Below are 17,190 nucleotides of genomic sequence, written 5' to 3' on the forward strand. Positions count from 1 at the left end.
GGGCCTCCCCGGCCGGGGAGCCGCCCGCCCTCGCCGGGGGAGGCCCCGCCCGGAACGCCCCCGGCTCCGGCCGTCCATCCCGCCCGGGAAGTCTCAGGACCCGCCCGCCTCCCGCTCCGCGCGCTCGATGGCCGCACGCTCCGCCGAGCCGACCTCCACGCAGAACTCGTTGCCCGCCGGGTCCGCGAGGACCGCCCAGCCCCTGCCGTTCGGCTTGCGCCGGTCGTCGACGAGACGGGCGCCGAGGGCGGTGAGGCGGTCGACCTCCGCGTCGCGGGTCCCGTCGGGCTGGAGGTCGAGGTGGATGCGGTTCTTCAGGGTCTTCGCGTCGGGGACCCGGATGAACAGGAGTGTCGGCAGGCCGTCCGGCACGGCGAGGGCGACCTCGTCGTCGCCCGGCTCGTCCACCGGGTCGACGGGGTGACCGAGCACATGGCTCCAGAAGACGGCCAGGTCGTACAACTCGTGGGGGGCGGCGCAGTCGAAGGTGATGTGCCGGACGATCGAGGTCATGGGTCTCCTCGCGCGGGGCGCGGACGGCGCGGAGTGCGCCCCCGCGGCGCGGCGGATTTCCCGGCCGGCGGGCCGGGGCGTGGCGCACGGTATCGGCGGCGCACCCGTCCCCGCATGCGCTTTTCCGCACGGCGGCCGCGCCGTGGACCCCGGCTCCACGGGGGCGGCGTGCGGGATCCGGAGGTGTCCGGGCATGACCAGTCCGCGGTCATGTACTAGAGTTATCTCGACATCGAGATATCTACCGAAGGCGTACCGCAGGCGGCCTGTCGGTAAGGGTTACCTAACTAAGCCTTACCTTAGCGGATCGGTGAGGAGCCGTGGCGGCAGCATGGACGTAGTACGCGCACATTGATGAAGGAGACTGTCGTGTCGGCGAACAGCTTCGACGCCCGCAGCACGCTGCAGGTGGGCGACGAGTCCTACGAGATCTTCAGGCTGGACAAGGTCGAGGGCGCGGCGCGCCTCCCCTACAGCCTCAAGGTCCTCCTGGAGAACCTGCTCCGTACCGAGGACGGCGCGAACATCACCGCCGACCACATCCGGGCGCTCGGCAGCTGGGACTCCCAGGCCCAGCCCAGCCAGGAGATCCAGTTCACGCCGGCCCGCGTGATCATGCAGGACTTCACCGGTGTTCCCTGTGTCGTCGACCTCGCCACCATGCGCGAGGCCGTCAAGGAGCTCGGCGGCGACCCCGCGAAGATCAACCCGCTGGCCCCGGCCGAGCTGGTCATCGACCACTCCGTCATCGCCGACAAGTTCGGCACCGCGGACGCGTTCGGCCAGAACGTCGAGCTGGAGTACGGCCGCAACAAGGAGCGCTACCAGTTCCTGCGCTGGGGCCAGACCGCCTTCGACGAGTTCAAGGTCGTCCCGCCCGGCACCGGCATCGTCCACCAGGTGAACATCGAGCACCTGGCCCGCACCGTCATGGTGCGCGGCGGTCAGGCGTACCCCGACACCCTCGTCGGCACCGACTCGCACACCACCATGGTCAACGGCCTCGGTGTGCTCGGCTGGGGCGTCGGCGGCATCGAGGCCGAGGCCGCCATGCTCGGCCAGCCGGTCTCCATGCTCATCCCGCGCGTCGTCGGCTTCAAGCTGACCGGTGAGCTGCCCGCCGGTACCACCGCCACCGACCTCGTCCTCACGATCACCGAGATGCTGCGCAAGCACGGTGTCGTCGGCAAGTTCGTCGAGTTCTACGGTGAGGGCGTCGCCGCCACGAGCCTCGCCAACCGCGCCACCATCGGCAACATGTCGCCGGAGTTCGGCTCCACCGCCGCGATCTTCCCGATCGACGGCGAGACCCTGAACTACCTGAAGCTGACCGGCCGTTCCGCGCAGCAGGTCGCGCTGGTCGAGGCGTACGCCAAGGAGCAGGGCCTCTGGCTCGACCCGGCCGCCGAGCCGGACTTCTCCGAGAAGCTGGAGCTCGACCTCTCCACGGTCGTCCCCTCCATCGCCGGCCCCAAGCGCCCGCAGGACCGCATCGTCCTCGCCAACGCCGCCCAGCAGTTCGCGCAGGACGTGCGCAACTACGTGGACGACGTCGACGAGGCGGGCAAGGAGTCCTTCCCGGCCTCCGACGCCCCGGCCAACACCCCGAACGGCGCCCCGTCGAAGCCGGTCACCGTCACCGCCCCCGACGGGTCCACCTACGAGATCGACCACGGCGCCGTCACCGTCGCCGCGATCACCTCCTGCACCAACACCTCGAACCCGTACGTCATGGTCGCCGCGGCGCTCGTGGCCAAGAAGGCGGTCGAGAAGGGCCTGACCCGCAAGCCGTGGGTCAAGACCACCCTCGCCCCGGGCTCCAAGGTTGTCACCGACTACTTCGACAAGGCCGGGCTCACCCCGTACCTCGACAAGGTCGGCTTCAACCTGGTCGGTTACGGCTGCACCACCTGCATCGGCAACTCCGGCCCGCTGCCGGAGGAGGTCTCCAAGGCCGTCAACGACCACGACCTCGCGGTCACCTCGGTCCTCTCCGGCAACCGGAACTTCGAGGGCCGTATCAACCCCGACGTCAAGATGAACTACCTCGCCTCCCCGCCGCTGGTCGTCGCGTACGCCCTCGCCGGTTCGATGAAGGTGGACATCACCAAGGACGCGCTCGGCATCGACACCGACGGCAAGCCCGTCTACCTCGCGGACATCTGGCCGACCGAGGCCGAGGTCAACGACGTGGTGGCCAACGCCATCGGTGAGGACATGTTCAACAAGTCCTACCAGGACGTCTTCGCGGGCGACGCCCAGTGGCAGGCCCTGTCGATCCCCACCGGCAACACCTTCGAGTGGGACACCGAGTCCACCTACGTCCGCAAGCCCCCGTACTTCGAGGGCATGACGATGGAGACGACGCCGGTCGCCGACATCTCCGGCGCCCGTGTGCTCGCCAAGCTGGGCGACTCGGTCACCACCGACCACATCTCCCCGGCCGGTGCGATCAAGGCCGACACCCCGGCCGGCACGTACCTCACGGAGCACGGCGTCGAGCGCCGTGACTTCAACTCCTACGGCTCCCGCCGTGGCAACCACGAGGTCATGATCCGGGGCACGTTCGCCAACATCCGCCTGCGCAACCAGATCGCGCCGGGCACCGAGGGCGGCTTCACCCGCGACTTCACGCAGGCCGACGGCCCGGTGTCGTTCATCTACGACGCCTCGCAGAACTACCAGGCCGCCGGCATCCCGCTGGTCATCCTGGCGGGCAAGGAGTACGGCTCCGGCTCGTCCCGTGACTGGGCCGCCAAGGGCACCGCGCTCCTCGGCGTCAAGGCCGTCGTCGCCGAGTCGTACGAGCGCATCCACCGCTCGAACCTCATCGGCATGGGCGTCCTGCCGCTCCAGTTCCCGGAGGGCGCATCGGCCGAGTCCCTCGGCCTGACCGGTGAGGAGACCTTCTCGATCTCCGGCGTCACCGAGCTCAACGACGGCACCACGCCGCGCACGGTCAAGGTCACCACCGACTCCGGTGTGGAGTTCGACGCGGTCGTCCGCATCGACACCCCCGGTGAGGCGGACTACTACCGCAACGGCGGCATCATGCAGTACGTGCTGCGGAACCTGATCCGCGGCTGAGTCCCCTCCGGCCGGGGCGGTACGGCGCTTCGCCGTCCGTCCGCCGGACGCAGGGCCGCCACACCCGCACAGCGCGGCGTGTGGCGGCCCTGCGCCGTTCCCGCGCCGCCGTGCGGCCTCATCTCCGCCCGTGCGCAAGCCGTTTACAGCCTGCCGGGTCCGCGCTAGCTTCACCCGATGAAGCGTGGGAGCGCTCCCACGCGTCGTGGAGCACGTCCTCCCCTCTCGCCCCCCACCTTCCGAAGGGACGACCGGATGATCCGGCGACCAATGGCGCTGAGCCGACCACGCGCCCTCCTGCTGACCGTCCTCGCACTGCTCACCACCCTCCCCGCACTCGGTCTCGTCGTCTCCGCAGGCGGCGACGCCGAGGCGCACGGCACGCCCATGAAGCCCGCGAGCCGCACGTTCCTGTGCTGGCAGGACGGGCTGACCGACACCGGTGAGATCAAGCCGGTCAACCCGGCCTGCAAGGCGGCGGCCCAGCAGAGCGGCACCACGCCGTTCTACAACTGGTTCTCCGTGCTGCGCTCCGACGGTGCGGGCCGCACCCGCGGGTTCGTGCCGGACGGCGAGCTGTGCAGCGGCGGCAACACCAACTTCACCGGCTTCGACGCGGCCCGCGACGACTGGCCGCTCACCCACCTCACGTCCGGCGCGACCATCGACTTCTCCTACAACGCCTGGGCCGCGCATCCCGGTTGGTTCAAGGTCTTCGTCACCAAGGACGGCTTCGACCCGGCCGCCCCGCTCACCTGGGACGACGTCGAGGACGCCCCCTTCCTGACCGTCGACCACCCGCCGCTCAACGGCACGCCGGGCACGGTCGAGGCGAACTACTCGTGGACCGGCGCCCTGCCGGCGAACAAGTCGGGCCGCCACATCATCTACATGGTGTGGCAGCGTTCGGACAGCCAGGAGACCTTCTACTCCTGCTCCGACGTCGTCTTCGACGGCGGCAACGGAGAGGTGACCGGCGTCAAGGACCCGGGCGGGGGCGACCCGGGCGAGCCCGTGCCGGGCGGCCAGTGCAGCGCCACCCGGACCACCGCCGGCAGCTGGGGCAACGGTTACCAGTCCCAGGTGACGGTCACCAACACGGGCACGGTGCCGATGCTCGGCTGGATGGTCGACTGGAACCTGCCCGCCGGGCACCGGATCGACAGTCTCTGGAACGGCTCCATGACCGCCCAGGGGCAGGCGGTGATGGTCCACAACGTGGGCCACAACGGCAGCCTCGCCCCGGGGCAGTCGGCGAGCTTCGGCTATGTCGCCACGGGATCGGCGCCCGACACGGCGTCGGCCCTGACCTGCCGCCTGGGCTGACCCCCGCCGGGCCGGGCACCTGCCCGTCCGGCCCGGCGACCGCCTGAGGACCGCGCCGGGCATCGCGGGAACACACGTAAGGGCCGCGCTCCGAGGAGCGCGGCCCTGTGCCGGAGGCCGTCCGGGGACGGCTGCCGGATCAGAACATCAGGCGGTAGGTGTTCCAGCCGCTGGAGCCGATCAGTGCCTTCGGCTTGAACGGCGAGGCCGCCATGCCGGTGCCCTTGTACAGGTACAGGGCGCCGCCCGTGGAGCGGGCGACCAGGTCGGTGGTGCCGTCCAGGTCGATGTCGCCGACCGAGATCAGGTAGTTGAACGCGTTCCAGCCGCCACCGATCTGCGTACGGCCGGTGAAGGGCTTGGCGCGGTCGCCGGTGCCCTTGTAGAGCCACAGCACACCGGAACCGTCGCGGGCGACGATGTCGTTCTTGCCGTCACCGGTGAGGTCGCCCTTGCCGGTGATCTGGTTGTACGTCTGCCAGCCGGGGCCGACCAGCGTGCGGCCGGTCAGCGAGCCGTTGCCGTACCCGAGGTACAGGTACAGGTTGCCCTTGGTGTCACGGGCGAGCAGGTCGTCCGCGCCGGCGCCGGCGAGGTTGCCCGCGGAGAAGACCTTGTTGTAGGCCCCCCAGCCGCCGCCCTTGTCGGTGGCGTCCTCGCCGTAGAACAGGTGGTACAGACGGCCGCCCTCGACGAACCAGATGGCGTCGGACGAACCGTCGGCGTCGTGGTCCACCTGGGTCATCTGCTGGGTGGCGCCCCAGCCTTCACCGCTGTACATCTTGGTGTCGATGCCGCCCGTGCCGTTCGGCGGGTAGCCGTACAGGACGCCGGAGCTGTTCACGCCGTACAGCGCGTTGACCGGGGAGTCCTGGGTCTCGGCCTGGATGCCGAGGGACTTCTTGGCGGGCGCCTTGGTCACGGCCGTCGCGGACGGCGACGAGTCGGCGGCGATCGCCGAGCCGGCGGCCGCGCCGGTGATGAGCAGAGCCGCAGCGGTCGCAGCGGCGACGAGGCGGGCACGTGTCCGGCCGCGCTTGAGGCCAGAGAGTTCGGCCACGTAGGTCTCCATGAAGGTGTCTCGATGAGAGCGACCCGCCCCGCTCGGCGCGGCGGGCCACCGTTTCCCCTGGATCCTTTCATACGGCCTTCACAGGCCAGGGGCATTTTTATGTCCCGGAATCGCTACAACCGCGGGCCCGATGTGGGCGGTTCGCGACGCGCATTCCGTAAGGGAGATGTGCAAGGAATGCGCTTTTCGTCCCTATCGGTGGCCGTTCGGTGCGGGGCGACGCCGTTCGTACCGCCGTGGGTCGTGCACGGCATGGTCCATGACGACACCCCCGGCACCCGCCGGGGCGCCCCCACGCCGACGGGCCGCGCCCCGAAGGAGCGCGGCCCGCCCGGATCGTGGTGGGGACGTCGTCACCCCAGCAGTTCCACCTCCGCGAGGGTGCCGGCGCCGTCCGGGACGAGACGGTAGTGGGCGAAGGCTCCCGGCTGCTTCACCGAGAAGGCGCGGGTCTGCCTGTCCCAGGCGAAGGACTCGCCCGAGCGCCGGTCGAGTTCCGTCCAGGTCCGGCCGTCGGCCGAGCCCTCCAGTACCCATCCCGTGGGCGCCTTGTCCTTGGCGGCCGAGGTCAGGGTGTACTGCACGGCCTCGGCGTCCGCCGCCACGGGCAGGTCGAGGGAGGTGAACTCCGCCGAGGTCGCCGAGGTGTCGTCCGACAGCGGCCCGCCCGCCGTGGTGAGGTCCCGGTGCGGGGTGGGCACCGCGTCGTCGCGGGTGATGGAGACGGGAGCGGCGTCCTTGCCGGTGCCCCACGCGGACGGCTTCGGCCCCATCGCGAACTCCAGGGTGCCGCCCTTCGCCACCACGGAGTGCGGCAGCGCGGTGGACTTCCACGTCCGCCCGTTGACCTCGAGGCCCTGGACGTAGACGTTCTTCGCGCTGTTGCGGGGCGCCTTGACGACCAGCTTGCGGCCGCCCTCCAGGTGGACCGTCGCCTTGGTGAACAGGGGCGAGCCGATGGCGTACTCGCCGCTGCCCATCACCAGCGGGTAGAAGCCCAGGGCGGAGAAGAGGTACCAGGCGGACTGCTCGCCGTTGTCCTCGTCGCCGTGGTAGCCCTGGCCGATCTCGCTGCCGGTGTAGAGGCGGGAGAGGACCTCGCGGACCTTCTCCTGCGTCTTCCACGGCTGCGACGCCGCGTTGTACATGTACGTGGCGTGGTGGGCGACCTGGTTGGAATGCCCGTACATGCCCATCCGGACGTCACGCGCCTCGGTCATCTCGTGGATGACCGACCCGTAGGAGCCGGTGAACTCGGGGGACGCCGTCTCGGGCGTGGCGAAGTAGGTGTCCAGCTTCTCGCCGAGCCCGGCGCGGCCGCCGTAGAGGTTGGCCAGCCCGCGGCTGTCCTGCGGGGCGGTGAAGGCGTAGCCCCAGCCGTTGGTCTCCGTGTAGTCGTAGCCCCAGACCCGCGGGTCGTACTGGGCGGACGGCACCCGCCAGTCGCCCTTGAGGTTCCGGCCCTGGAAGAAGCCGGCCCGCTTGTCGAAGAGGGTGACGTAGTTCTTCGCCCGGTTGAGGAAGTACGCCGACTCCTCCCGGTAGCGGGCCTTGCCGGTCTTCTCGTGGAGCGCCCCGGCCATCTTCGCGAGCCCGTAGTCGTTGAGGTACCCCTCCAGCGACCAGGACAGGCCCTCGTGCGTCGCGGTGGAGGCGTAGCCGAGGAAGGGCGAGGTCTCCATGCCCTTGCGTCCGACGCCGGAGGACGGCGGCACGACGGTGGCGTTCTTCAGGGCCGCCTCGTAGGCCGCCTCGGCGTCGAAGTCGACGCCCTTGACGAAGGCGTCCGCGAACGCGACGTCCGAGCTGGTGCCGGTCATCAGGTCGGCGTAGCCGGGGGACGACCAGCGGGAGATCCAGCCGCCGTCCTTGTACTGCTGGACGAATCCGTCCACGAGCTCGCCGGCCTTGGTCGGCGTCAGGAAGGAGTACGCGGGCCAGGTCGTCCGGTAGGTGTCCCAGAAGCCGTTGTTGACGTACACCTTGCCGTCGACGATCTTCGCGCCGGTCCGCGTCGGGGTGTCGGGGCCCGGCATGGGGGAGAAGGGGCTCGCGTACTGGTACTTCGGGTGCGAGCGGCTGCCGGTGTTCTCGAAGCCCGAGTTCGGATAGAGGTAGAGCCGGTAGAGGCTGGAGTAGAGGGTGGTCAGCTGGTCGCGGGTGGCTCCCTCGACCTCGACCTTGCCCAGCAGCCGGTCCCATGCCTCGCGTGCGCGGTCGCGCACCTTCTCGAAGCGGGTGCCCGCCGGGATCTCGTCGGCCAGGTTCTTCCTGGCCTGGTCGATCCCGATGAGCGAGGTCGCCATCCGCAGCGTCACCGTGCGGTCCTTGCCCGCGTCGAAGCGGAGCCTGCCGCGCACGCCCTCGGCGCCGGAGTCGGTGACCGGACTGTCGAAGACGCCGTACACGAACAGGCGGGTGGCGCCGGTGGACAGGCCGCTCTTCACGTCGGACCAGCCGGTGAAGGAGCGGGTCGCGGGGTCGAGGGTGAGGCCCGCCTCGTCGGTGACGTTGTCGAAGAGCACGCTCGCGTCGTCACCGGGGAAGGTGAACCGCATCATCGCCGCGTGGTCGGTCGGCGTCATCTCGGCCTTGAGGCCGTTCTCGAAGGTGACGCCGTAGTAGTGCGGGCGCGCCGTCTCGTTGTCGTGCCGGAAGGGCAGCGCACGGGCGGTCCTGGCGATGTCCGGGGTGCCGGACGCCGCCGAGGGCATCACCTGGAAGGTCTGCCGGTCGCCCATCCAGGGGCTCGGCTCGTGGCTCGTGCTGAACGCCTGGATCGTGGGCAGGTTGTCCGCGTTGTTCGCGCGGGAGTACTCGTAGAGCCAGCTCTTGGAACCGGCGTTGGTCACCGGCGTCCAGAAGTTGAAGCCGTGGGGGACGGCCGTCGCGGGGAAGGTGTTGCCGCGCGAGAAGGAGCCGCTGGAGTTGGTTCCGCGGGTGGTCACCGCGTAGTCCGCCAGATGGGCCTCACGCTTCTCGGGCGGCTCGGGGCCGACGGCGATGTCGTCGACCCATCCCTGGAACGCGGCCGGCCCCTCGGAGGAGTCGTAGGCCACCAGGATCCGGTCGATCGTCCGGCCCGCGGCGACGGTGCCGATGCGGGAGGCGACCGCGTTCCACTGGTTGACGTAGAGCCGCTTGGCGGCGCCCTGGCCCTGCGGGGTCATCGCCCCGCCGTGCGAGTCGACGGCGCCGAGTTCGCTGAGGTACGTGCCGTCGGTGAAGGCGAGGTCGACCGCGACGTTGGTGGCGGGGTAGTTCAGGTCCGTCTCCGCCATGGCGGGGAAGACCTTGTACGACAGCTCGGTGTCGCGCCGCACGGCCACGTCGACGTCGAAGACCTTGTTGTACGAGTACGCGCGGCCGTCGGCCTTGTGGCTGCCCGCGTACCGCAGCGCCCGCTTGCCCGTGAAGCCGGCGCCCGCCTTGGCGGTGGGGGAGCCGCTGGGCCCCCGGTCGGCCTGGGTGCGCATGTCGTCCGGGACGGGCGTGCTGGTGTCGCCGTCGGAGAACTGGACGTCGGCCAGCTGGGTGGCGTCCGACGCGCCGTTGTTCTTCGTGATCTCCAGCCGGTAGTGGGCGTAGGCGGTGACCTCGGACGGGGTGCCTATCCCATAGGTCTTCGTCTCGAACCGCTTGGCGAAGGTCTCCCCGGAGCGGGTGTCGAGGACCGTCCAGTCGGTGCCGTTCACCGAGCCCTTGAGGGTCCAGTCGCGGGGGTCGCGCTCGGCGTGGTCGTTGGCGGAGGTCAGCGCGTAGGTGGCCACCTTGACGGGCGCGGCGGTGTCGAACTCCACCCAGGCCGTGGGCTCGAAGCCCAGCCACTTGCTGCCGGGCAGCAGGTCGACGAGGTTCTCCTTGGTCTCGCCCCCGCCGGCGTTCTCGTCGCTGGCCCGCAACTCGGTGACCTGGTCGGTGACATTGCCCGGAATTCCGCTGGAGAAGCCGCCGTCGACGCCGGATGACCGCTTCTTTCCGTCGTTGCCGACTTCTACGGTATTACGCCAGTCCGGTTGTGCTTCGTCCGTTTCGAAGGATGAAGTGAATGTCCGGTCCGTCGAAGGCGATTGCCCCGGCGTACCGGGCAGTGCGACGGCCGCGGAGGGGGCCGTCAACACGAGGAGTGATGCGCTCACCGCCAGGGTGACCGCGTGGACGTGTCGTTGCCGGGCTCGGGGTCTGGGCTGCATCCCGGGTCGATCCTCCTGGAGGCGCGGTGGACAACGTTGTCATTCGCGAGGTGCAGGATCCAGTAGGGAGGCAAGTGGCGGATGGTGTCAAGGGTGTTGGGGGTGTCGCCGGGACGGAATCAGTCATTCCGTGAAGAATGCAGTGCTCGTAAGGGTGCAGACGGGGCTCATGTATCCGCGAGGTCTCAACTCGGGAAAGACTGCCGTGCAACCTTGCATTCGATCTTGCTCAGTTGGCGGGAAGTGGACTATACCTGTCGGCGTCCGCAGAGATGTTTTCGCGGGCAGGGGGGCGGTGGAGGTCACGGTCACGCGGACGCCGGCCGTGAATTCGCCCGTTCCCCTGCCGGCCGTGCACGACCCGAGCTTCACTGTGTTTCCCTTCGGGAAGGCGCAGCAACTGAACGCGGTGGCGGGGCCCTTCGCCTAGGCGAGCCTACGGGCGACCGGTACACCGCCTGAGTCCTGGAGAAGGCGAGGACTTGAGCATGGGATCCACCTCCACCTCGAATACGCACGGTGAGGGCCTCAGCCGTCGGAATCTGATCAAGCGGTCCGCCGCACTCGGTCTGATCGCCGTGCCCACCATGAGCTTCCTGTCCGCCTGCGCGAGCAGCGGCGGCGGCGACGACCAGGAGAAGCAGAAGGGTGAGGTGACGAAGGACAACCCGTTCGGCGTCACCAAGGGCGGCACGCTCGACGTCGTCATCTTCAAGGGCGGCTTCGGCGACCAGTACGCCATCGAGTGGGAGAAGCTCTACAAGGCCAAGTACGGCCCGGAGATCAGCCACCTCGGCACCCAGGAGATCACCGGCAAGCTCCAGCCCCGCTTCAACGCGGGCAACCCGCCGGACGTCGTCGACAACTCCGGCGCCCAGCAGATCAAGCTGGACGTGCTGCACAAGAACGGCCAGCTGGCCGACCTCACCGAACTGCTCGAGGCGCCCGCGCCGGACGACCCGAGCAAGAAGGTCAAGGACATCCTCGTCCCGGGCACCGCCGACAAGGGCTTCATCGGCGGCAAGATGCACTCCCTCAACTACGTCTACACGGTCTGGGGAGTCTGGTACTCGGGCAAGATGTTCAAGGACAACGGGTGGGAGGTGCCGAAGACCTGGGACGCCTTCCTGCAGATCATGCAGGACGCCAAGAAGAAGGGCATCGGCGGTCTCGCCCACCAGGGCAAGCACCCGTACTACATCAACGTCATGATCATGGACCTGATCGCCAAGACCGGCGGTCTGGAGGCCATGAAGGCGATCGACAACCTCGAGAAGAACGCGTTCGTCGGCAGCGACGCCGCCAAGCAGTCCATCGAGGCGATCTACGAGATCGTGGACAAGGGCCTGCTCATGCCGGGCACCAACTCCCTCGACCACATCGAGTCCCAGACCGCCTGGAACGAGGGCAAGGCGGTCTTCATCCCCTCAGGTTCCTGGCTGGAGAACGAGCAGCTCAAGCAGACCCCGGAGGACTTCGACATGAAGTTCCTGCCGATGCCCCTGCTGCCCGGCAGCAAGCTGCCGTTCGAGGCGATCCGGGCCGGCGCGGGCGAGCCGTTCATCGTTCCGGAGAAGGCCAAGAACAAGGCCGGCGGCCTGGAGTTCCTGCGCCTGATGTGTTCGAAGGAGTGGTCGACCAGCTTCGCGCAGCAGGCCAACTCCCTGACCATCGTGCAGGACGGCGTCGACAAGAGCGTCCAGCTCCGCCCCGGCACCAAGTCCGCGGTCGAGGCCGTCGACGCGTGCCCGGTCGAGCAGCGCTTCGACTACTTCTACATCAACTGGTACAGCGAGATGGACGAGTCCATCCGCACCGCGTCCGCTGAGCTGATGGCCAAGCGCATCACGCCGGCCGAATGGCTCAAGCGGGCGCAGGCGGCGGTCGACAAGGCGGCCACGGACCCGGCGAGCAAGAACAACAAGCGTCAGTAGCCGAGGCCGGGAATCCAGGGGCAGGGTGCCATGCAACAGGGAAAGTACCGGTTCGTCACCGGTTTTCTGATCGTACCGGTCGTGCTGTACGCGGTCTTCATGATCTGGCCGTACATGCAGACCTTCGGATACTCCTTCACGAACTGGCAGGGCCAGTCGCAGGAGATGAGTTTCGTCGGCCTCGACAACTACACCGCGCTCTTCTCGGACTCGGTGTTCCTGAAGGCTCTGTGGCACAACATCCTGCTCCTGTTCTTCCTCCCCGTCGCGACCATCCTGCTCGCCCTCTTCTTCGCCTACATGGTGAACGTGGGCGGGCGGGGCGGCGCCGGCGGAATCCGCGGCGTCGCGGGATCGGGCTTCTACAAGATCCTGTTCTTCGTCCCGCACGTCCTGTCGATCGCGATCCTCGCCGTCCTCTGGCGGGCGATCTACCGCGGAGACGTCGCCGGACTGATCAACGGCGTCTTCGTTAAACTCGGCCTCTCCGACCCCGCGCACCCGATCGAATGGCTCAACGAGCCCGATCTCGTGCTGTGGTGCGTGGCCTTCGTGCTCCTGTGGTGGGGCGTCGGCTTCTACCTGGTGCTCTTCTCGGCCGCCATGCAGTCGGTGCCCAAGGAGATCTACGAGGCCGCCCTGCTCGACGGCGCCAGCCGCACCCAGTCCTTCTTCCGGGTCACGCTGCCGCTGCTGTGGGACACCGTCCAGACGGCGTGGGTCTATCTCGCGATCCTGGCGATGGACTGCTTCGCGCTGATCTCGGTCATGACCCCGGGCAACAGCTACGGCGGCGGACCGGACCACAACAGCGAGGTCATGGCGACCTATCTGATGCGTAACTTCCTCTCCTTCGGGAAGAGCGGCTACGCCTGCGCCATGGGCGTCGTGATCCTCGGTCTCACGCTGATCCTGTCCCTCGTCACGCTGCGGATCAGCCGCCGCGAGCGCATCGAATACTGAGCGGGGAACCACGCCATGTCGAACACCCGGACGATCGACGGCGTCGCCAAGGACGCCGTCCCCGGCCCGCGCGACGCGAAGAACGGCGCCCGGCCGCAGGGAACCGGCGCGAGCGGCGACAGCGAGGGCAAGGTCCTCAACGTCTTCTCGCACGGCTTCCTCATCCTGTGGTCCGTGATGATCGTGCTGCCGCTGATCTGGCTGCTGCTCGGTTCCTTCAAGACGGACACCGAGATCGGTTCCAGCGCCTGGTCGTGGCCGTCGAACTGGAACTTCGACGCCTTCGGGCGCGCCTGGGACAAGGGCATCGGCGACTACTTCGCCAACACCCTGATCGTGCTGGCCTTCTCGATCCCGCTGACCATGCTGCTCGGCGCGATGGCGGCGTACGTCCTGGCGCGCTACGAGTTCCCGGGCAACCGGTTCTTCTACTACTTCTTCGTGGCCGGCGCGATGTTCCCGGTGTACCTCGGCCTGGTGCCGCTGTACTTCCTCATCGACATGCTCGGCATGCTCAACACGTACCAGGGCCTGATCCTCGTGTACGTCGCCTACTCGCTGCCGTTCACGGTCTTCTTCATGCACGCGTTCTTCCGGACGCTGCCGACCGCGATCCACGAGGCCGCGGTCATCGACGGCGCCTCGCACACCCGGATCTTCTTCCAGGTCATGGTCCCGATGGCGAAGCCGGGCCTGCTCAGCGTCGGCATCTTCAACATCCTCGGCCAGTGGAACCAGTACATCCTGCCGATGACCCTGATGCAGCAGCAGAGCGGCTTCGACAAGGACCGCTCGGTGCTCACCCAGGGTCTGGTGCTCCTCAACCAGCAGCAGGGCTACGAGGGCGACCTGCCGGTGATCTTCGCCGGGATGACGATCGCCATGCTCCCGGTGATAGTCGTCTACCTCTCGTTCCAGCGGCAGGTCCAGTCGGGCCTGACGGCGGGCACCCTGAAGTAACCCGTCCGTAACCGTCCGTACCGGGCCCCGCCGCGCAGCAGCACGGCGGGGCCCGGGTGCGTCCGGTCCCGGTGCTCCGCGGCGCTCATAGGAGGTTGCCCCCGCTCAAGGTCTTGACGGAATAACCCCCCGAGAGTTGAACTCAGAGTTCACAAGTTGGAGAGACGTCGGGGTTCCCTTGTGGTGGCCCCGGCCGGGGACGGTCGTCGTGCCGTCCACCGGGGGCAGGAGTGGATGAGTCGATGGAGACTCCGGGATCGCAGACATCTCTGCACCGGGCCAACCTCGAGCGGGTCGTGCGCGCCGTGCGCATGGCCGGCTCGCTCACGCAGGCGGAGATCGCCCGGACCACCGGGCTCTCCGCGGCCACGGTCTCCAACATCGTGCGTGAGCTGAAGGACGGCGGCACGGTCGAGGTCACGCCCACGTCCGCGGGCGGCCGCCGGGCCCGCAGCGTGTCGCTCAGCGGCGACGCCGGCATCGTGATCGGCGTCGACTTCGGCCACACCCATCTGCGGGTCGCCGTGGGCAACCTCGCCCACCAGGTGCTCGCGGAGGAGTCGGAGCCGCTGGACGTGGACGCCTCGTCCGCGGAGGGCTTCGGACGGGCCGAGGTGCTCGTCAAGCGGCTGATCGAGGCCACCGGCATCAGCCCGGACAAGGTGGTCGGCGTGGGGCTGGGCGTGCCCGGCCCCATCGACGTCGAATCGGGCACCCTGGGGTCCACCGCGATCCTGCCGGGCTGGACGGGGATCAACCCGAGCGAGGAGCTCTCCGCACGCCTCGGCGTCCCCGTGTACGTCGACAACGACGCCAACCTGGGCGCCCTGGGCGAGCTGGTGTGGGGCGCCGGGCGCGGGGTGAAGGACCTCGCGTACATCAAGGTCGCCAGCGGTGTGGGCGCCGGGCTGGTCATAGAGGGCCAGATCTACCGCGGCCCGGGCGGCACCGCGGGCGAGATCGGGCACATCACGCTGGACGAGTCCGGGCCGGTGTGCCGCTGCGGCAACCGCGGCTGCCTGGAGACGTTCGCCGCCGCCCGGTACGTCCTGCCGCTGCTCCAGCCGAGCCACGGCGCCGATCTGACCATGGAGCGGGTGGTGCAGCTGGCCAGGGAGGGCGACCCGGGCTGCCGCCGGGTGGTGGCCGACGTCGGCCGCCACATCGGCAGCGGGGTGGCCAACCTGTGCAATCTGCTCAACCCCAGCCGAGTGGTGCTCGGCGGGGATCTGGCGGAGGCTGGGGAGCTGGTACTGGGTCCGATCCGGGAGTCCGTCTCGCGCTACGCCATCCCCAGCGCGGCGCGGCAGCTCTCGGTGGCGCCCGGGGCGCTCGGCGGTCGCGCCGAGGTCCTCGGCGCCCTGGCCCTGGTGCTCAGCGAGATGGGCGATTCGACACTTTTGCAGGGCGCCGACGGCGCCGTGCCCGCCGGCGCGCTCGCCTTCACTTAGATAACGGATGGCACCGTTGTCATCTCGTTAAGGATTTACTCCTTGACGACGGCCCCGGGGCGGAGTTGACTTCCAGCCACCTCGGCCGCAACGACGCGGCCTCGTCAGGGAGGTTTACACCGTGAACGCACATCTGCGTCGTGCCGCCGTTGCCGCTGCCGCCACCGCCATGGCCGTCTCGCTCGCCGCGTGCGGCAGTGCCAAGGAGTCCGGCGACAGCACCAAGGAGTCCGCGGAGAAGAAGGGCGACGACATCACGATCGGCCTTCTGCTCCCGGAGAACCAGACGGCCCGCTACGAGAAGTTCGACAAGCCGCTGATCGAGAAGAAGATCGCCGAGCTGACGGACAACAAGGCGAAGGTCGTCTACGCCAACGCCAAGCAGGACGCCACCCTGCAGACGCAGCAGGTCGACACCATGATCACGAACAAGGTCGACGCCCTGATCGTGGACGCGGTGGACTCCAAGGCCATCGCCGGCGGCGTGAAGAAGGCCAAGGACGCCGGCATCCCGGTCGTCGCCTTCGACCGTCTGGCCGAGGGTCCGATCGACGCCTACACCTCGTTCGACAACGAGGAGGTCGGCCACGTCCAGGGCAAGGCCCTGGTGGAGGCCCTGGGCGACAAGGCGAAGGGCGGGCAGATCGTGATGATGAACGGCGCGATCACCGACCCGAACGCCGCGCTGTTCAAGAAGGGCGCGCACGCCGAGCTCGACGGCAAGGTCACCGTCGGCAAGGAGTACGACACCAAGGAGTGGAAGCCGGAGAACGCCAACGCCAACATGGAGGCGGCGATCTCGGCCCTCGGCAAGGACAAGATCGTCGGCGTGTACTCCGCCAACGACGGCATGGCCGGCGGCATCATCACCGCCCTGAAGGCGGCCGGCATCACCCCGCTCCCGCCGGTCACCGGCCAGGACGCCGAGCTCGCCGGTGTGCAGCGCATCGTCGCGGGTGAGCAGTTCATGAGCGTCTACAAGCCGTACGCGCCGGAGGCCGCCGCCGCGGCCGAGATGGCCGTCGCCCTCGCCAAGGGCGAGTCGCTCGACTCGATCGCCACGTCCAAGGTCGACAGCCCCACCACCAAGGGCGTCCCGTCGGTCCTCGTCCCGGTCGTCTCGCTGACCAAGGACAACATCCAGGACACCGTCGTCAAGGACGGCGTCTACACGGTCCAGGAGATCTGCACCCCGAAGTTCAAGGCGGCGTGCGACCAGCTGGGCCTGAAGTAGCCCGAACGGGCCCCGGGGTCTCCCGTTCGGGTCAGGGCTCACCAGCCCGCCGAGCCGCGGACGAGTGACCCGGGGCCCCGCCTCGGTGCACGGCTCCCACCGTGTCCCAGGGCCGCTCACCGGAGCCCGCGCCGGGGCCGACGAGGCCGACGGCGCCCGGGTTCCGGTTCCGTCCGGGGCGTGTGTCGTCCCGCAGAAACCTTCCGGTATCCCGTCTCCGTCCTTCAGCCCCCGCTGCGGGGGCGGGGTACCGGGGGGAAACTCGCGTGTGGGGCTGTCCGCGCGCTTCCACTGCTCAGCCACCGTGCCGTCCGGGGTGTTCCGGGGGGTGCGGGATCCCCGCCGGTCAGGCGGCGAAGGAGATGGTTCACGTGTCCGCTACGCCCGTGTTGGCGTTGCGCGGGGTCTCCAAGCGGTTCGGTGCCGTCCAGGCGCTCACCGACGTAGAGCTTGAGGT

Annotated in this window: 10 protein-coding genes and 1 pseudogene; 8 read left to right on the forward strand and 3 right to left on the reverse strand. The window is 69.0% G+C overall.

What is annotated here, in order from left to right:
- Positions 1-93: 93 nt before the first annotated feature.
- Complete coding sequence (locus EAO77_RS15620; protein WP_147988570.1) at positions 94-513, reverse strand: VOC family protein; 420 nt, start codon at positions 511-513, stop codon at positions 94-96.
- A gap of 369 nt (positions 514-882) precedes the next feature.
- On the opposite strand from EAO77_RS15620, the gene acnA reads away from it, so the two are divergent.
- On the forward strand, positions 883-3,600 hold the full coding sequence (acnA, locus tag EAO77_RS15625; RefSeq protein WP_147988571.1) for an aconitate hydratase AcnA: 2,718 nt from the start codon (positions 883-885) through the stop codon (positions 3,598-3,600).
- A gap of 255 nt (positions 3,601-3,855) precedes the next feature.
- Positions 3,856-4,926, forward strand: coding sequence for a lytic polysaccharide monooxygenase (locus tag EAO77_RS15630; RefSeq protein WP_187283222.1), 1,071 nt, complete (start codon positions 3,856-3,858; stop codon positions 4,924-4,926).
- Positions 4,927-5,065: 139 nt separating this feature from the next.
- On the opposite strand, the gene EAO77_RS15635 is transcribed toward EAO77_RS15630, so the two are convergent.
- Both EAO77_RS15635 and EAO77_RS15640 read right to left on the reverse strand, forming a co-directional pair.
- Positions 5,066-5,986, reverse strand: a complete 921-nt coding sequence (locus tag EAO77_RS15635) for an FG-GAP repeat domain-containing protein (protein WP_261993918.1) — start codon at positions 5,984-5,986, stop codon at positions 5,066-5,068.
- Positions 5,987-6,351: 365 nt separating this feature from the next.
- Entirely contained in the window at positions 6,352-10,191 is a 3,840-nt protein-coding gene (locus tag EAO77_RS15640) for a GH92 family glycosyl hydrolase (RefSeq protein ID WP_147988573.1), read from the reverse strand.
- A gap of 488 nt (positions 10,192-10,679) precedes the next feature.
- Here EAO77_RS15640 and ngcE point away from each other — a divergent pair, with 488 nt between their 5' ends.
- From ngcE to EAO77_RS41345, 6 genes and pseudogenes are all read left to right on the forward strand, one after another.
- The gene (gene ngcE, locus EAO77_RS15650) at positions 10,680-12,125 is read left to right on the forward strand and encodes an N-acetylglucosamine/diacetylchitobiose ABC transporter substrate-binding protein (protein ID WP_147988574.1); all 1,446 of its coding nucleotides are present in this window, start codon (positions 10,680-10,682) and stop codon (positions 12,123-12,125) included.
- Positions 12,126-12,155: 30 nt separating this feature from the next.
- The gene (locus tag EAO77_RS15655) at positions 12,156-13,088 is read left to right on the forward strand and encodes a carbohydrate ABC transporter permease (RefSeq protein WP_147988575.1); all 933 of its coding nucleotides are present in this window, start codon (positions 12,156-12,158) and stop codon (positions 13,086-13,088) included.
- Positions 13,089-13,103: 15 nt separating this feature from the next.
- Positions 13,104-14,048: a carbohydrate ABC transporter permease gene (locus EAO77_RS15660; protein ID WP_147988576.1), complete on the forward strand. Its 945-nt coding sequence runs from the start codon at positions 13,104-13,106 to the stop codon at positions 14,046-14,048.
- 242 nt (positions 14,049-14,290) lie between these two features.
- Positions 14,291-15,499, forward strand: a complete 1,209-nt coding sequence (locus EAO77_RS15665; protein ID WP_147988577.1) for an ROK family transcriptional regulator — start codon at positions 14,291-14,293, stop codon at positions 15,497-15,499.
- 169 nt (positions 15,500-15,668) lie between these two features.
- On the forward strand, positions 15,669-16,733 hold the full coding sequence (locus EAO77_RS15670; RefSeq protein WP_147989154.1) for a substrate-binding domain-containing protein: 1,065 nt from the start codon (positions 15,669-15,671) through the stop codon (positions 16,731-16,733).
- Between the two features lie 362 nt (positions 16,734-17,095).
- A pseudogene (locus EAO77_RS41345) lies at positions 17,096-17,190 on the forward strand (sugar ABC transporter ATP-binding protein); the annotation flags it as partial.

It is taken from the genome of Streptomyces sp. T39 (assembly GCF_008042045.1).
Lineage (GTDB): Bacteria > Actinomycetota > Actinomycetes > Streptomycetales > Streptomycetaceae > Streptomyces.